Here is a 15,222-nt window from a genome sequence, read left to right as displayed (position 1 = left end):
CGGTGCGCTGGCCACAAGTTTGACTGCGTCTGAGCGTGTAAGGAGCGCTCGTCACACGCCTACAATCATTTTTTTTGAGGGGAAACGAGAATGGAATTTAGGTACCCGGCCATCGTGAGCAAGCAGGTAGCAACCGGTAAAGAACTTGTCGCCTTCTCGGCACCTGCAGTTGACATTGAGCGGTGGGGGGGCATCCCTCAAAAGAAGCGCTTTGCCGAGGGCGAGGAAACGGCGGGCTTTCAGCGTGAACACAACAACAAGCGTATTGACGATATAGCTGTGTTTCTCGCTGACCCGCACAACACTCTTCAAAATCCGCTGCTCTGTTCCGAGCGAACAGCTAAGGACGCGACGGTAGAGTTCGTTCCGATGGCTGGACAGTCGAGCTTAGGGGAGCTCGTGATTACAACACCTGATTATCCTTCCCTAACTATGCTCGAGATTTTCGAGCGCGTCCAACAATACCTGGAAGATCGTGTGCCTGCATTGAAAGGAATGCCTGCGCCCGAGTCGATAGTAGCCAAACTCCAGCTCCGGGCTCGAGCAATTGGCCTGCTGGGAGAGCCGGATCAAGATAGTATTATTGATGGCGATAATAGTAGCGATGTCGCTAGTAACGACGATGAGGCTTCTGGTTCGGAGGAAAGCGAGAGCGATGGCTCTACCTCTGCGTTATTTGAGGAGTCACATATCGCTGAATTTTGGGAAGAAGTTTCAGCTCGACGCGAGATATTGAAAAAACTCGGGCCTCAATTTGCTGAAAATTCCTTGCTCGGCTTCAGTCGCGAGGCGATGGAAAGCTATATTAGGCCAGTTGTCGTTATGGACGGTCAGCATCGACTGCGCGGTGCGCTGCTGGCTGCACGGCGAACGCTCGAGACGGCAGATGCTATGGCCGAAGCTGATCGCAGAATCGCTGCTGGCGAAACTGCCGAGGCAGTAACCAACGATCTGGTTTACAAAGCGTCCCGGTGCCTCCCGATTTCTCTCCTTCTCGATCCAAGCCCGGCTGAACATGTGTTTCAGTTCGTCGTAGTTAACCAAAAGGCTACTCCCATCGGGCGCGCGCTGCTCGGCACCATAGTTTCTACCAGTTTGTCAGAGGATGAATTGGAGAAGGTCACCGATAGACTGCAAAATGCAGGAATTCCACTTGACGAATCTAGAGCTGCGTCGTTTGTAGCGCGAAATAGACTAAGTCCATTCGCTGGATTGGTCGACCTCGGGATGAGCGGAGGTAATCAAAATGAATTACTTCCTTGGCCCGTAATGGTTTCTCTCGTACAGATTTTTAGGGATCTAAGAGGGGCATCCTTTTATCATCAGAAAAATGACTATGCAAATCAGTGGCGGGCGAAATTTTTAGATCAATCCCCGATTGTTGCAGGGTATCAAGCCGCTGGTTTTTCAACGAGCTCTGAGTATTGGAGTTCAATTGATGGACCGTGGCGCGGAGTCTTTATTGAGTTCTGGACGGAAGTGCGGAATTACTTTGCTTCTACTAAAGACAAGAATGACCATAACTACTGGGGGAATCCAAGAGGATCAAACTTGTTTAATAAGCCGACTCTTCATATACTTGCGGCCGATTTCTTTCGCTATATGGCGATGGCTAAAACTGAAATAAAGAACGATGCTCAAATAAAAGAGATCGTCGCGGACTGGCTTGCTGATGTCGATCGGGACTATTTCAACCGCGACTGGCGACTCGATCGAGCAGGTGTAAAAAAAGATTCGCCCGGTATTCGTTTTAGTTGGTCAAAGTTGTGGGACGAATACCGAACAGGTCCAAAGGAAAGACTGCCCGATCTGAGGAGCTTTAGTAAGCCTACTGTGGTTTGAGAAATGTCTCTGCATTTGCAAGAATTTTTATCGGCTTCTCTAGCCGACCCTGGCGCACCCTGGCGCAGGAACGGACTCCACGATATTGCTCGATTACACGTCCCGGACAGAGTGTTGGGAAATCTGAATGACGTCTTACGCGGGGATGCCAATCGACAATGGGCGAGTTGGTTTTTAGGGACTATTTGTGATGTTGAGGTTTACGCTCGTCTAGATACCGGCTATCCGTATATATTTTCGGATGTTCTAGCCTATATTCGGTCTGCTATGACGGAGCTGTCCCCCGGCGATGTCAACGAGTTGGCTAGCCAAGTGGCGAAATTGGCATATGGAGAAGCGAGACGCCGATCTTTGACCAGGAGACGCGTAACGCTCAGCAGTGCGCTCAGGCGCCAGCTTGTGGACTTAGCGGCGGGAAAGCTGCACTGTTGGGTTTGTGGATGGCGGTTTCAGCAAGAGGCCATAGACTGTTTTTTGGAGCTGTCTAAAGAGTTGCCAAAGTCTCCCCAGCTCATCGACATATTCAAGCCAATTGGGCTCAACCGCAGGCACCTCAGAATTGAAGTCGACCATGTCACGCCGTTCTCTCGTGGAGGATCCGACGACGTAGACAACCTTCGGCTGTGCTGCGGATGGTGCAACGCAAACAAATCCGATCGGTCTTCAATTTATGAGGTATCCGGCGAAGCTAGAGTTTCCGATGGCGCGATTCCCGGCCAGTCGTTGCCCCAACCGTTTTGGGTGGTGCGCGTACTGGCAATGGAGGCGGAACGAGGGGGCCTTTCCCCGATTAACGGCGAACTCTCAGTAGCTTTACGGAACCCAAAGGGGTCCGTAAATCCGGCGAACCTACTCGTTGTAACTTATGACGACGATCCTATGGGTGCTAGTCGCTTCCAAAGCTACGAAGCGGTTGCGAGGCTCTGGAGACGTACCAAGCCGGACTGATACGGGCGGTACACATACAAAAAAAGGGGGGGCGTTGCTCGAAGTCGAGGCAGCGACGTTCGCCATTCGCCTCAAACGTCAATATTCCCCGCCCGCAGCGCATTCGTCTCGATAAAGTCCCTGCGCGGCTCGACCTCATCCCCCATCAGCATCGTGAACACCCGGTCCGCTTCGATCGCATCGTCGATCTGCACGCGAAGCAGGCGGCGCACATTGGGGTCCATCGTCGTTTCCCACAGCTGCTCGGGGTTCATTTCGCCCAGGCCCTTGTAGCGCTGGCGGGATGTGCTGCGTTCGGCTTCGCTGATCAGCCACTTCATGGCCTGGCGGAAGTCGCCGACTTTTTCTTCCTTTTGCTTCTCACCCTCGCCGCGCATCGCTTTGGCGCCTTCGGCCAGCAGGCCGCGGAAGGTTTCGGCGGCTTCGGCCAGGGCGGCGTAGTCGGCGCCGTGCACAAAGTCTTGCGTGATGACGCTGCTCTTGATGTTGCCGTGGTGGCGGCGGCTGATGCGCAGCAGGGGCTTGTCGGTGCGGGCATCGAATTCGCCGGCCACTTCGGCGGGGGCGCCGGTGGTGTTCAGTTCGCGCAGCTTGGCCTGCAGGGCCACGGCGCTGGCTTCGGCTTCGGCCACGGTGTCCAGCTTCAGGCTCACGCCGTCGGCAATGGCGCGCAGGGCTTCGGCGTCCATGAAGTTGCCCAGGCGGGCGATCACGCTTTCAGCGATCTGGTGCTTGCGCGCCAGTTCGGCAAGGGTCTCGCCCGTCAGGGTTTGCGGGTTGGCGCCGCCGGTGGTCACGCTGGCGTGGTTCAGCGCAATGCGCAGCAAAAAGCCGTCGAGCGCGGGGGCGTCCTTCAGGTACAGCTCTTCCTTGCCAGCCTTGACCTTGTACAGCGGCGGCTGCGCGATGTAGATGTGGCCGCGCTCCACCAGTTCGGGCATCTGGCGGTAGAAGAAGGTGAGCAGCAGGGTGCGGATGTGGGCGCCGTCCACGTCGGCGTCGGTCATGATGATGATGCGGTGGTAGCGCAGCTTGGCCACGTCAAAGTCGTCGCCCCCGGTGGTGCCACCGGCCTTGCCGATGCCGGTGCCCAGGGCCGTGATCAGTGTGAGGATTTCGTTGCTGGTCAGCAGCTTTTCATACCGCGCTTTTTCTACGTTCAGGATCTTGCCGCGCAGGGGCAGGATGGCCTGGAATTTGCGGTCGCGGCCTTGCTTGGCAGAGCCGCCGGCGGAGTCACCCTCCACGATGTAGATCTCGCACATCGCCGGGTCTTTTTCCTGGCAGTCGGCCAGTTTGCCGGGCAGGCCCATGCCGTCGAGCACGCCCTTGCGGCGCGTCATTTCGCGGGCCTTGCGGGCGGCTTCGCGGGCGCGGGCAGCTTCCACGATCTTGCCGCAGATGATCTTGGCGTCGTTGGGCTTTTCTTGCAGGTAGTCGGTGAGCAGCTTGCCCACGATGTCTTCCACCGGGGCGCGCACTTCGCTCGACACCAGCTTGTCCTTGGTCTGGCTGCTGAACTTGGGCTCGGGCACCTTCACGCTCAAGACGCAGCACAGGCCTTCGCGCATGTCGTCGCCGGTGACTTCGACCTTGGCCTTCTTGGCCAGCTCGTTTTCTTCGATGTACTTGTTGATGACGCGGGTCATCGCGGCGCGCAGGCCGGTCAGGTGGGTGCCGCCGTCACGCTGGGGGATGTTGTTGGTAAAGCACAGCACCTGTTCGGTGTATGCGCTGTTCCACTGCATGGCCACTTCCACGCCAATGTGCGTGCCGGGGATGCCACCGTACGTCTCTGCCGGGCGCTCGCCTGCGGCGTAGAACGAGGTGGGGTGCAACACCGTCTTGCCCTTGTTGATGAACTCGACAAAGCCGCGCACGCCACCGGCGCCCGAGAAGTCGTCTTCCTTGCCGCTGCGCTCGTCCTTCAAACGAATGCGCACGCCGTTGTTCAAAAACGAGAGTTCGCGCAGGCGCTTGGCCAAGATCTCGTAGTGAAAGTCGTTGTTCTCTTTGAAGATCTCGGTGTCGGGCAAAAAGTGCACTTCGGTGCCGCGCTTTTCGGTCTCGCCGGTCACCTTCATGGGGCTGACTTCAAAGCCGTCCACGGTCGACAGCAGGCGGTCTTGCACAAAGCCGCGTGCAAATTCGATCTGGTGCACCTTGCCTTCGCGGCGAACGGTCAGGCGCAGCCATTTGCTCAATGCATTCACGCAGCTCACGCCCACGCCGTGCAGGCCGCCGGAGACCTTGTAGCTGTTCTGGTTGAACTTGCCGCCTGCATGCAGCTCGGTCAGGGCGATTTCTGCGGCACTGCGCTTGGGCTCGTGCTTGTCGTCCATCTTCACGCCCGTGGGAATGCCGCGGCCGTTGTCGGTGACGCTGATGGAGTTGTCGGTGTGGATGGTCACCACGATGTCATCGCAGTGGCCGGCCAGGGCCTCGTCGATGGAGTTGTCGACCACCTCAAACACCAGGTGGTGCAGGCCGGTGCCGTCGCTGGTGTCGCCGATGTACATGCCGGGGCGCTTGCGCACGGCTTCCAGGCCTTCGAGGATGGTGATGGCGCCTTCGCCATAGCTTTCGCTGGCGCCGGCCTGGTTGGTGTCGATCTTGGCAACGGTGGGCTCCACATGGCCGGAGACGCCGGAGGATTCGGGCTCGGAGGGAATGTTGTTGTCAACGGTCATGGTGGGCCTTGGGATCCGTGGAAACCGGGGTTTCCAATATGTTCAATGGTCTAATTGGGCGCAAGCGCATATTGAATATGCGCTTGCAGCTATCAATAAAGTAGCGTTCGCGGTGTGGCGCTGCGACTGTGGGGCAGGGCTTGTGCCACGCCGCTTCAAATGCGCATGGGCATCACGACGTACTTGAAGCTGTCGTTGTCGGGGATGGTCAGCAGCGCAGAGCTGTTGCCATCCGAAAGCTCCACCTTCACCATGTCCTGGCCCATGTTGGCCAGGGCGTCGATGAGGTAGGTCACGTTGAAGCCGATCTCGATGGTGTCGCCACCGTAGTCGATGTCGAGCTCGTCCACGGCCTCTTCCTGCTCGGCGTTGTTGGACGCCACGCGCAAGGTGCCGGGCTCCAGGTTCAGGCGCACGCCCTTGAACTTGTCGCTGGTCATGATGGCCGTGCGCTGCAGGCTGGCCAGCAGCGGGGCGCGACCCAGGGTGATGCTGTTCTTGTGGTTCTTGGGGATCACGCGGTTGTAGTCGGGGAACTTGCCCTCGACCAGCTTGGTCACGAACTCCATTCCGCCAAAGGTGAACTTGGCCTGGTTGTTGGCGAACTGCATCTCGATGTGGGGCTGGTTCTCGCCACCCGCATCAGACAACAGGCGCTGCAGCTCGATCACGGTCTTGCGCGGCAGGATGACTTCCTGCTTGGGCACTTCGACGTCCAGCGTGGCGCTGGCAAAGGCAAGGCGGTGGCCGTCGGTGGCGACCAGGCTCAGGGTCTTGCCCTCGGCCACGAACAGGATGCCGTTGAGGTAGTAGCGGATGTCCTGCACCGCCATTGCGAACGACACCTGGCCGAGCAGGTCCTTCAGCGTCTTTTGGGGCACGGCGAACACGGGGCCAAAGGCGGCGGACTCCTGCACCAGCGGGAAGTCTTCGGCCGGCAGGCTTTGCAGCGTGAAGCGGCTCTTGCCGCCCTTGAGGATGAGCTTGGACTGGGCCGATTCGAGGCTGACCGTCTGGTCACCGGGCATGGTGCGCAGGATGTCGATGAGCTTGCGCGCCCCCACGGTGGTGGTGAAGTCGCCGGTGTCGCCACCCAGTTCGGCCGTGGTGCGGATCTGGATTTCGAGGTCGCTGGTCGTCAGCTGCAGGGCATTGCCCGTCTTGCGGATCAGCACATTGGCCAGGATGGGCAGCGTGTGGCGGCGCTCCACGATGCCAGCCACGGACTGCAGAACCGCGAGAACCTTGTCTTGTGTTGCCTTCAGGACGATCATGTCATCAACCTCTTGTGGTTTTGGGACGGTGAGTGGACAGCGGCACAGGTCATGCCTCCCCCTGCTATCTATAACCCGCCATTTTGCCCCTTAACGGGGTCGCTTCTTCGTGGGGCTGCCCGACGGGCGTTTCCCGCTGGTTATCTACACTTGGCGCTACCCTTTGAGCGTCTGCTCCAGCACGTGCAGCTGCTGGTTCAACTCGGTCAGCTGCTGGCGTTCGCCCGCAATCTTGCGCACAGCATGCAAAACCGTGGTGTGGTCGCGCCCGCCAAACAATTCTCCGATCTCGGGAAGGCTCTTTTGCGTCAGCTCCTTGGCCAGGTACATCGCAATCTGGCGCGGGCGGGCAATGCTGGCCGGGCGCTTCTTGCTGTACATGTCGGCGACCTTGATCTTGTAGTAGTCGGCCACCGTCTTCTGGATGTTTTCCACAGAAATCTGCCGGTTCTGGATGGACAGCAGATCACGCAGCGCCTCGCGGGCGAGCTGGATCGAAATCTCTTTCTGGTTGAAGCGCGAGTACGCCAGGATCTTGCGCAGCGCGCCTTCGAGCTCGCGCACGTTGGAGCGCACGTTCTTGGCCACGAAGAAGGCGACTTCTTCCGGCATCTCGGTGCCTTCGACGCGAGCCTTGTTGATCAGAATGGCCACGCGCATTTCGAGTTCGGGCGGCTCGATGGCCACCGTCAGGCCCGAGTCGAAGCGCGACACCAGCCGCTCGTGGATGTTGGCCAGGCCCTTGGGGTAGGTGTCCGACGTCATCACGATGTGCGACTTCTTGGCCAGCAGGGCTTCGAAGGCGTTGAAGAATTCTTCCTGCGTGCGGTCCTTGTTGGCGAAGAACTGTACGTCGTCGATCAGCAGCAGGTCGAGCGAGTGATAGCGCTCCTTAAACTCATCGAAGGTGCGGCGCTGGTAGGCCTTAACCACATCCGACACAAACTGCTCGGCATGGATGTAGAGAACTTTGGCGTCGGGCTTGTCCTGCAGCAGGCGGTTGCCCACAGCGTGCACCAGGTGGGTCTTGCCCAGGCCCACGCCGCCGTAGATGAACAGCGGGTTGTACAGATGGCCCGGCATGCCGGCCACGTGCATCGCCGCCGAGCGCGCCATTCGGTTGGCCGTGCCCTCCACCAGGGTCTCGAAGGTGAGGGCGGCGTTGAGGCGGTTGCGGAACGCGCCCGCTGAGGCCTCATCGTTGCTGCTGGAGGGGGTTTCGGCTGGCGCTGCGGGGCTGGAAGGCTCCTGCGATGCGGGCCGTACATAAGTCCTGGCAACGGATTCGCGCTGAGCGAGTGCTAACTCCAGTGTGACCGGTTGGCCATACAGGCCTTCGAGCAGCGCAGCAATGCGGCCGGCGTACTGGGCGCGGATCCAGTCGAGCTTGAAGCGGTTGCCCACGAGCAGCGTGACTTTGGAGAAGTCTTCGGCCACTTGGGCAATCAGGGGCTTGATCCAGGTGTTGAATTGTTGTTCTGGCAGGTCTTGTGCCAGTTGCTCAACGCAGGCTTGCCACAGGCCCTGACCGGCATCTGAGCCGGGCGAATTGATAGGGCTGCGGGTGGGTTCCTCGGTCATTTCTGGGGAATTCTTATTGTGGATAGGAGGAACGGGGTAAGGCGGTGGATTGTAGCTTGTCAAGGAGTTATCCACAATTTGAAGGCGGCTGTCATCCGGGGGAATCCGGGGTTGTCATGCGGGGAAGAAGTGGCCTGAAAGGGTCGGGCACTGCTGCCTCTGCGACCCGCTGGTAAAGGCCTGCCCATCGAAAGGCATTGCCAGTCGGCCACAAGCCTGCGATAATTTTGGGTTTCCCTGAATGTGTTCAGGGTGATTTGACCCGGCGCGCCGTTATTTCTGCCCCGTGGGTCTGCCTCCAGGCGATGTTTTATACATAGTGTGGGTGTGCAGATTGCAGGGGGTTCAAGAGCAGCAGTCCGGAACTGAACCTCAAGGAATAGCACCATGAAACGTACTTACCAGCCCTCCAAGACGCGCCGCGCGCGCACCCACGGTTTCCTCGTCCGCATGAAGACCCGCGGCGGCCGTGCCGTTATCAACGCACGCCGCGCCAAGGGCCGCAAGCGCCTGGCCGTCTAAGGCCGATACGGTCTACGGCCTGCTCCCCGCCTGTTCCCGGTTTGTACCGCCAGGTTCCAAACGGGGCGCTTGCATGCACAGGCTAAAAACCCGGCCGCAGTTCCAGGCTGCGATGGCGGGGGGCACTGTCTCCCGCACGGCGCATTTTGCGTTGCACCGTTTGGCACTGGACGCCAACAGCACCGCAGTTGTCAGCCAAGCCGCCACTGTTGCACCTACAGGGCCCGGCTCCTTGCCGCACACGCAAGGGCCGCAGGCCCTGTTTGTCGTTCAGGGCGTCTGGATGGGTGCCATGGTGCCCAAGCGCTGGGCGCGCCGCGCCGTGACGCGCAACACCATCAAACGGCAGATCTACACCGTGGGCGCCACGTTTGAGGCGCGTTTGCCGCAGGCCGCCCATGTGGTGCGCCTGCGCTCGGCGTTTGATCGCAAGCAGTTCGTGAGCGCCACGTCCGACCAGCTCAAGCAGGCGGTACGCGCGGAGCTGCTGCAGCTGTTTGGATATGCCATCCGGCATTCGGGCGCAGCGGTTGCTGCGCCTGTGCCGCCGGTGGCAGAGCCGGTGACTGCCCCATGATGCAGCGCCTGCTGATCGGCGTGGTCAAAGGCTATCGGCTGTTTCTCAGCCCCTGGCTGGGCTCGGCCTGCCGCTTTGAGCCGACCTGCTCGGTCTATTCGCTGCAGGCGCTGGAGCAGCACGGCGCTGCAGCAGGCAGTTATCTGACGGTGCGCAGGCTGGTACGCTGCCACCCCTGGTGTGACGGGGGCCATGATCCGGTCCCGCAAGATCTGCCGCGCAGCCTGCGGCTTTTCTCTAGGCTCACCCCTTCCACCACTCCCCCATCCTCACCAAAGAAGTCTTCATGAACGACATTCGCCGCACCATCCTGTGGGTGATTTTTGGCTTTTCCATGGTTCTGCTGTGGGACAAGTGGCAGCTGCACAACGGCAACAAGGCCACCTTTTTCCCGACCACGCCCGCTGTGACAGCGCCTGCTGCTGCCGCAGGCGCGGCCTCCGGTGCGACCGGGGCCGCAAGCGTGCCAGCCACCAGCGTGCCCGCTGCTACTGCGGCCGCGCAGGGCGCAGCAGCCGTGCCCGGTCAGCCCGCAGCAGCGGCTGCGCCTGCCAAACGCGAACGCATTGAGGTCAAGACCGACCTGTATCGCCTGGTGTTCGACAGCGAAGGCGGCTCGCTCACCCAGGCCGAGCTGCTCAAGCACGCCGACATGACCGACAAGGCCCGCAACTTCCTGTTGCTGGACGAGAGCGCGCAGCGCGTCTACGTGGCGCAGACCGGCCTGGTGGGCGGCACTTTCCCCACGCACAAGACGGTGATGACGGCCGTTCCCGGCCCGCGCGAACTCAAGGACGGTGAAGACTCCATGAGCATCCGCTTCGAGTCGCCCGACCAGGGCGGCGTGAAGCTGGTCAAGACCTGGACCATCAAACGCGGCGCTTATGACATCGCCGTCAAGCACGACATCGTCAATACGGGCAGCGCCGCTGTATCGCCCCAGCTGTACCTGCAACTGGTGCGCGACGGCAACAAGCCGCCAGGCGAGTCGTCGTTCTACTCCACCTTCACCGGTCCGGCGGTTTTCACCGAAGCCAAGAAGTACCAGAAGATCGAGTTCAAGGACATCGAAAGCGGCAAAGTCGACATTCCCAAGGACTCGGCCAATGGCTACGTCGCCATGGTGCAGCACTATTTCGCCACTGCATGGCTGCTGGCCGACGGCGTGCAGCGCGAGCCCTTCACCCGCAAGGTGGACACCAACCTGTACTCCGTGGGCATGCTGACCTCCCTCGGCACCATCGAGCCGGGCGCCACCAAGACCATCGACGCGCGCCTGTTCGCCGGCCCGCAGGTCGAGACCATGATGGAAAAGCTGTACCCCGGCCTGGAGCTGGTCAAGGACTACGGCTGGCTGACCATCTTGTCCAAGCCGCTGTACTGGCTGCTGGACCAGCTGCACAAGCTCTTGAACAACTGGGGCTGGTCCATCGTGGCGCTGGTGCTGCTGCTCAAGATCGCGTTCTACTGGCTCAACGCCAAGGCCTACGCCAGCATGGCCAAGATGAAGGCCATCAACCCCAAGATCATGGAGATGCGCGAGCGCCTGAAGGACAAGCCGCAGCAGATGCAGCAGGAGATGATGCGCATCTACCGCGAGGAAAAGGTCAACCCGATGGGCGGCTGCTTCCCCATCATGATCCAGATCCCCGTGTTCATCGCCCTGTACTGGGTGCTTCTGTCCAGCGTGGAAATGCGCAACGCGCCCTGGATCGGCTGGATCCACGACCTGTCGGCCCCGGACCCGTTCTTCATCCTGCCGCTGCTGATGACGCTGTCGTCGCTGCTGCAAACGGCCCTGAACCCCGCGCCACCAGACCCGATGCAGGCCAAGATGATGTGGTTCATGCCGCTGATCTTCAGCGTGATGTTCTTCTTCTTCCCGGCTGGCCTGGTGCTGTACTGGCTGACCAACAACATCTTGTCGATTGCGCAGCAGTGGATCATCAACACCCGCATGGGCGTGCCACCGCAGTTCAATCTGCCCAAGTTCAAGTGATGCCGCAGCGGCAACGCTGACATCCACGAACTGACCCCCAAAGGCCGCGCAAGCGGCCTTTTTTCTGTCACCTTGTAAAGTCCCTGCCCATGCTTGCACGCCACCACGACCCCATCGTTGCCATCGCCACTGCCCCCGGGCGCGGGGCCGTCGGCATCGTACGGGTGTCGGGCAAAGGGCTGGAGGCCCTGGTGCAGGCGCTGTGCGGCCGCACCCTCAAGCCCCGCGAAGCGACGTACCTGCCCTTTCGGGATGCACAGGGCCGGGCCATCGACCAGGGGCTCGCGCTGTACTTCCCCGGTCCGCACAGCTACACCGGCGAAGACGTGCTGGAGCTGCAGGCGCATGGGGGCCCGGTGGTGCTGCAGCTGCTGCTGGCGCGCTGTCTGGAGGCGGGGACTGCCACCCAACCGGCGACCGGCCAGCCCTGTCTGCCGGGCCTGCGCGTGGCCCAACCCGGGGAGTTCACCGAACGGGCTTTCCTGAACGACAAGATCGACCTGGCCCAGGCCGAGGCGATTGCCGACCTGATCGACGCCAGCACGGAAGCCGCAGCCCGCAGCGCCAGCCGCTCGCTGACCGGCGCGTTTTCTGCAGAAATCCACAGCCTGCGCGACGCACTCATCCATCTGCGCATGCTGGTGGAGGCCACGCTGGACTTTCCTGAAGAAGAAATCGACTTCTTGCGCAAGGCCGATGCGCATGGCCAGCTATCGAACTTGCAGCAAACGTTGGCCTCGGTGATGCAGCGCGCGCGCCAGGGCGCTTTGCTGCGCGAGGGCATCAAGGTGGTCATCGCCGGGCAGCCCAATGCCGGCAAAAGCTCGCTGCTCAATGCGCTGGCAGGGGCCGAGCTGGCCATCGTCACGCCCATTGCCGGCACCACGCGCGACAAGGTCCAGCAGACCATCCAGATCGAAGGGGTGCCGCTGCACATCATCGATACCGCCGGCCTGCGCGACAGCAGTGATGAGGTCGAGCGCATCGGCATCGCCCGCGCCTGGGACGAGATTGCTGGGGCAGACGCCGTGCTGTTCCTGCACGACCTGTCGCGGCAAAGTGCTCCTGAATATGTAGCTGCCGACGCAGATATCGAAAGCGCCTTGGGGCAAAAATTGCCAAAAAACATCCCCGTGATCGATGTCTGGAACAAGCTGGACTGCGCGGCCGGTGTTGCGCCTACGGCCAACCCCCGGCGCCCTGCGGTGCATCTGTCGGCCCGCACCGGTCAGGGGCTGGACGGATTGCGACGGCTGCTGCTGGACGTGGCGGGCTGGCAGTCGGCACCCGAGGGCATCTACATTGCCCGGGCGCGGCATGTGCAGGCGCTGCAGGCCGTGTCGCTGCACCTGCAGGAAGCTGCTGACCAACTGCAGGCCCAGGGCCCGGCGCTGGACCTGCTGGCCGAGGAGCTGCGGCTGGCGCAGAACGCCCTGAGCGCCATCACCGGCGAGTTCACCTCCGACGACCTGCTCGGCGTGATCTTCTCCAGCTTCTGCATCGGTAAATAGCGACCGTTGGTCGCCCTATCTTGTAAACGGACGTAAACAGCGCTTGTGTCCGATCTGTAACAGGGTTACTTTCGGCGGACCATGAATGTTCCCATGCCCGTTGCCTCCAAGGTGGACCTCAAAGGTCTGATCGACGCTATTGCCCAGACCACGGCGGAGGACAGCATGACCAACCCGCTGACGGCCGCCCAGTGGGAGGTGCTGTCGTCCTACCTGCTCCCGGTGGTGTTGCCGGCGGGCCAAGTGCTTTTCAGCCAGGGTGCTACGGACCGCACCTTGTACCTGGTCGAAAGCGGCAGCCTGAGCGTGCACTACCAGGACGAAAAAGAACGCCTGCGTCTGGCGATTGTGGGCGCTGGCTCTGTGGTGGGTGAAGGCGCTTTCTTCTCGCACCGCGCACGCAGCGCCACCGTGCAGGCCAGCGCGCCGTGCAAACTGTGGAGCCTCACGGCCATCCGCTTCACCGAGCTGACCAACCGCCAGCCCGCGATTGCCCTGGGTCTGGCCATGGCGGCAGGGGCTGTGCTGGCCAAGCGCCTGGGCAACCGCCGCCGCCGCGTTGCGGCCACCTGACAGGCGGGGCCTGTCGGGGGTTTCCCTCGGGCTTCTTCCGCCTTCTGCGGGGGGATGGCGCGTTACACTCGATTTGGATTTTGTCCAGGCACCATCCGAAGAAAGCAAGCCATGTCCCTGTTCAGTTGGTTCAGCCGCAAACCCGCTCCCGCCAAGCCCCGCGCAGCGGCCGAGCCCTCCGGCCTGTTCAACGCCGACGCCACCGTGCCCCTGCAACCTGGGCGCCAGGGCAAGCCGCTCGTGGAGCCTCAGCCCCCAGAGCACGCCGCCAATCGCAAGAACGAGCGCATGGAGCGCCGTGAGCTGCTCTATACCGTGGTGCGCGACGCCATGGTGCGCGCTGGCGTGCTGTCGGCCAGCTACAAGTTCAAGGTGCTGTCGCTTGACCAGCGCGGCCGCCAGTTCCTGGTGATGATGGACCTGGCCCGGGAATACGGCGGCGAGACGGTGCGCCTGAGCGAGATCGAGGCGCTCATCGCCCAGACCGCCAAAACCCGCTACGACATCCTGGTGACGGCCGTGTACTGGCGCATCAACGACCATGTGGCGGTGGGCATTCCGCAAAAGGGCGTGGCGCCCCAGGGCGCTGCGCTGCCGTTGCAGGCGGCTTCTACGGCGGTGCGCCGTCCGCCGGCAGCAGCGGCCACGGCCCCGGCACCCCTGGCCCCGTCGCCTGCACCGCTGGCGGGCGCACGCCCCGCCGCGGCTGTTGCGGCACCTGTTTCCCCTGCTCCTTTGGCGCCGGCAGCGGCCCCGCTGGCAGCGCGCCGCCCGCTCGGCGCGGTGTCGGCCCCCGCGCCCCTCGTGTCTGCACCCGCACCGCTGGCCGCAGCGCGGCAGCCCTCTTCTGCCCGCTTTGAACCCATCGAGGCCGACGAGGTGGCCGCGTTCAAGCGCGCGCTGGCCAACGCGGCAGGATCGTCAGCGGCTACCGCTGCGGCCGCCAAGCCGGGCGTGCCCGTGCGTTCGGGTCCATTGCTGCCACCGTCCCAGCCCACGGGTTTTGAAGACACCGAAATGCCCGGTGCCGACGGTCCCGCCCCCGACCTCAGCAGCACGCAGTACGGCGAACTCAACTGAGCCAAAGGTCATGTGGTGCACGCCCTGAGCGGGCCGTGCGCCCGTGCGACGGCCCTCGGGTCAGTGCCCTGCGAAGTCCACCAGGGTGTAGAGCGGCAGGCCCGCATCGCGCAGGCGCTGTGATCCGCCCAACTCGGGCAAATCGACAATGGCGGCACCTTCGGTGACGGTGGCCCCCAGTTTTTCCAACAGCTTCTTGCCGGCCATCATGGTGCCGCCGGTGGCGATCAGGTCGTCGATCAGCAGCACGCGGTCGCCGGCCTTCACGGCGTCGGTGTGCAGCTCCACGGTGGCGCTGCCGTATTCGAGTTCGTAGGTTTCCTCCACCGTGGTGAAGGGCAACTTGCCTTTCTTGCGGATGGGCACGAAGCCCACGTTCAGCTCGTAGGCCACCACGGCGCCCAGGATGAAGCCCCGCGCATCCAGGCCCGCCACCACGTCGGGGCGCAGCGCCTTGTCCATGTAGCGGTGCACGAAGGCATCGATCAGCACACGGAACACTTTCGGGTCCTGCAGCAGTGGCGTGATGTCGCGGAACTGCACGCCGGGCGCGGGCCAGTCGGGGACGGTGCGGATGTGCTGGCGAAGGTACTGGTTGACGCTGAGGGGCTGCATGGGCGGGTGG

The 15,222-nt window shown here is 61.9% G+C and carries 13 protein-coding genes; 9 read left to right on the top strand and 4 right to left on the bottom strand.

All coding sequences use genetic code 11. The features are described 5' to 3' along the window. Positions 1–114: 114 nt before the first annotated feature. On the top strand, positions 115–1,842 hold the full coding sequence (locus AC07X4_RS16130; RefSeq protein WP_494740639.1) for a ParB N-terminal domain-containing protein: 1,728 nt from the start codon (positions 115–117) through the stop codon (positions 1,840–1,842). A 3-nt stretch (positions 1,843–1,845) separates the two neighbouring features. Beyond that, complete coding sequence (locus AC07X4_RS16125; RefSeq protein WP_494740638.1) at positions 1,846–2,790, top strand: HNH endonuclease; 945 nt, start codon at positions 1,846–1,848, stop codon at positions 2,788–2,790. Positions 2,791–2,861: 71 nt separating this feature from the next. Here AC07X4_RS16125 and gyrB read toward each other — a convergent pair whose 3' ends face one another. The 3 genes from gyrB to dnaA all read right to left on the bottom strand — a co-directional run bounded on the left by gyrB (position 2,862) and on the right by dnaA (position 8,335). Further along, on the bottom strand, positions 2,862–5,480 hold the full coding sequence (gyrB, locus tag AC07X4_RS16120; RefSeq protein WP_494740637.1) for a DNA topoisomerase (ATP-hydrolyzing) subunit B: 2,619 nt from the start codon (positions 5,478–5,480) through the stop codon (positions 2,862–2,864). 155 nt (positions 5,481–5,635) lie between these two features. Beyond that, positions 5,636–6,754 carry a DNA polymerase III subunit beta gene (gene dnaN, locus AC07X4_RS16115; RefSeq protein ID WP_056056813.1) on the bottom strand — a complete coding sequence of 373 codons (1,119 nt, stop codon included), beginning with the start codon at positions 6,752–6,754 and terminating at the stop codon, positions 5,636–5,638. 156 nt (positions 6,755–6,910) lie between these two features. Further along, positions 6,911–8,335 carry a chromosomal replication initiator protein DnaA gene (gene dnaA, locus AC07X4_RS16110; protein ID WP_494740636.1) on the bottom strand — a complete coding sequence of 475 codons (1,425 nt, stop codon included), beginning with the start codon at positions 8,333–8,335 and terminating at the stop codon, positions 6,911–6,913. Between the two features lie 387 nt (positions 8,336–8,722). Here dnaA and rpmH point away from each other — a divergent pair, with 387 nt between their 5' ends. From rpmH to AC07X4_RS16075, 7 genes are all read left to right on the top strand, one after another. After that, positions 8,723–8,857 (top strand): 50S ribosomal protein L34, encoded by a 135-nt coding sequence (rpmH, locus tag AC07X4_RS16105; protein WP_005798102.1) that lies wholly within the window; start codon positions 8,723–8,725, stop codon positions 8,855–8,857. A 73-nt stretch (positions 8,858–8,930) separates the two neighbouring features. Continuing rightward, positions 8,931–9,434, top strand: a complete 504-nt coding sequence (locus AC07X4_RS16100) for a ribonuclease P protein component (RefSeq protein WP_494740635.1) — start codon at positions 8,931–8,933, stop codon at positions 9,432–9,434. Next, positions 9,431–9,724, top strand: coding sequence for a membrane protein insertion efficiency factor YidD (yidD, locus tag AC07X4_RS16095; protein ID WP_082522278.1), 294 nt, complete (start codon positions 9,431–9,433; stop codon positions 9,722–9,724). The genes AC07X4_RS16100 and yidD overlap by 4 nt, the downstream gene beginning before the upstream one ends. Beyond that, positions 9,721–11,433 carry a membrane protein insertase YidC gene (yidC, locus tag AC07X4_RS16090; RefSeq protein WP_494740634.1) on the top strand — a complete coding sequence of 571 codons (1,713 nt, stop codon included), beginning with the start codon at positions 9,721–9,723 and terminating at the stop codon, positions 11,431–11,433. The genes yidD and yidC overlap by 4 nt, the downstream gene beginning before the upstream one ends. Positions 11,434–11,522: 89 nt before the next feature. Continuing rightward, the gene (gene mnmE, locus AC07X4_RS16085; RefSeq protein ID WP_494740633.1) at positions 11,523–12,944 is read left to right on the top strand and encodes a tRNA uridine-5-carboxymethylaminomethyl(34) synthesis GTPase MnmE; all 1,422 of its coding nucleotides are present in this window, start codon (positions 11,523–11,525) and stop codon (positions 12,942–12,944) included. Between the two features lie 81 nt (positions 12,945–13,025). Continuing rightward, positions 13,026–13,517, top strand: coding sequence for a Crp/Fnr family transcriptional regulator (locus tag AC07X4_RS16080; RefSeq protein ID WP_043565827.1), 492 nt, complete (start codon positions 13,026–13,028; stop codon positions 13,515–13,517). Between the two features lie 111 nt (positions 13,518–13,628). Next, positions 13,629–14,597, top strand: coding sequence for a hypothetical protein (locus AC07X4_RS16075; protein ID WP_494740632.1), 969 nt, complete (start codon positions 13,629–13,631; stop codon positions 14,595–14,597). Positions 14,598–14,657: 60 nt separating this feature from the next. On the opposite strand, the gene AC07X4_RS16070 is transcribed toward AC07X4_RS16075, so the two are convergent. After that, positions 14,658–15,212 (bottom strand): adenine phosphoribosyltransferase, encoded by a 555-nt coding sequence (locus AC07X4_RS16070; RefSeq protein WP_043565825.1) that lies wholly within the window; start codon positions 15,210–15,212, stop codon positions 14,658–14,660. Positions 15,213–15,222 lie beyond the last annotated feature (10 nt).

It is taken from the genome of Acidovorax sp. GW460-11-11-14-LB4 (genome assembly GCF_059423685.1).
Note: the sequence above shows the minus strand (reverse complement) of the source record. Positions and strands in the feature narration are given on the sequence as shown.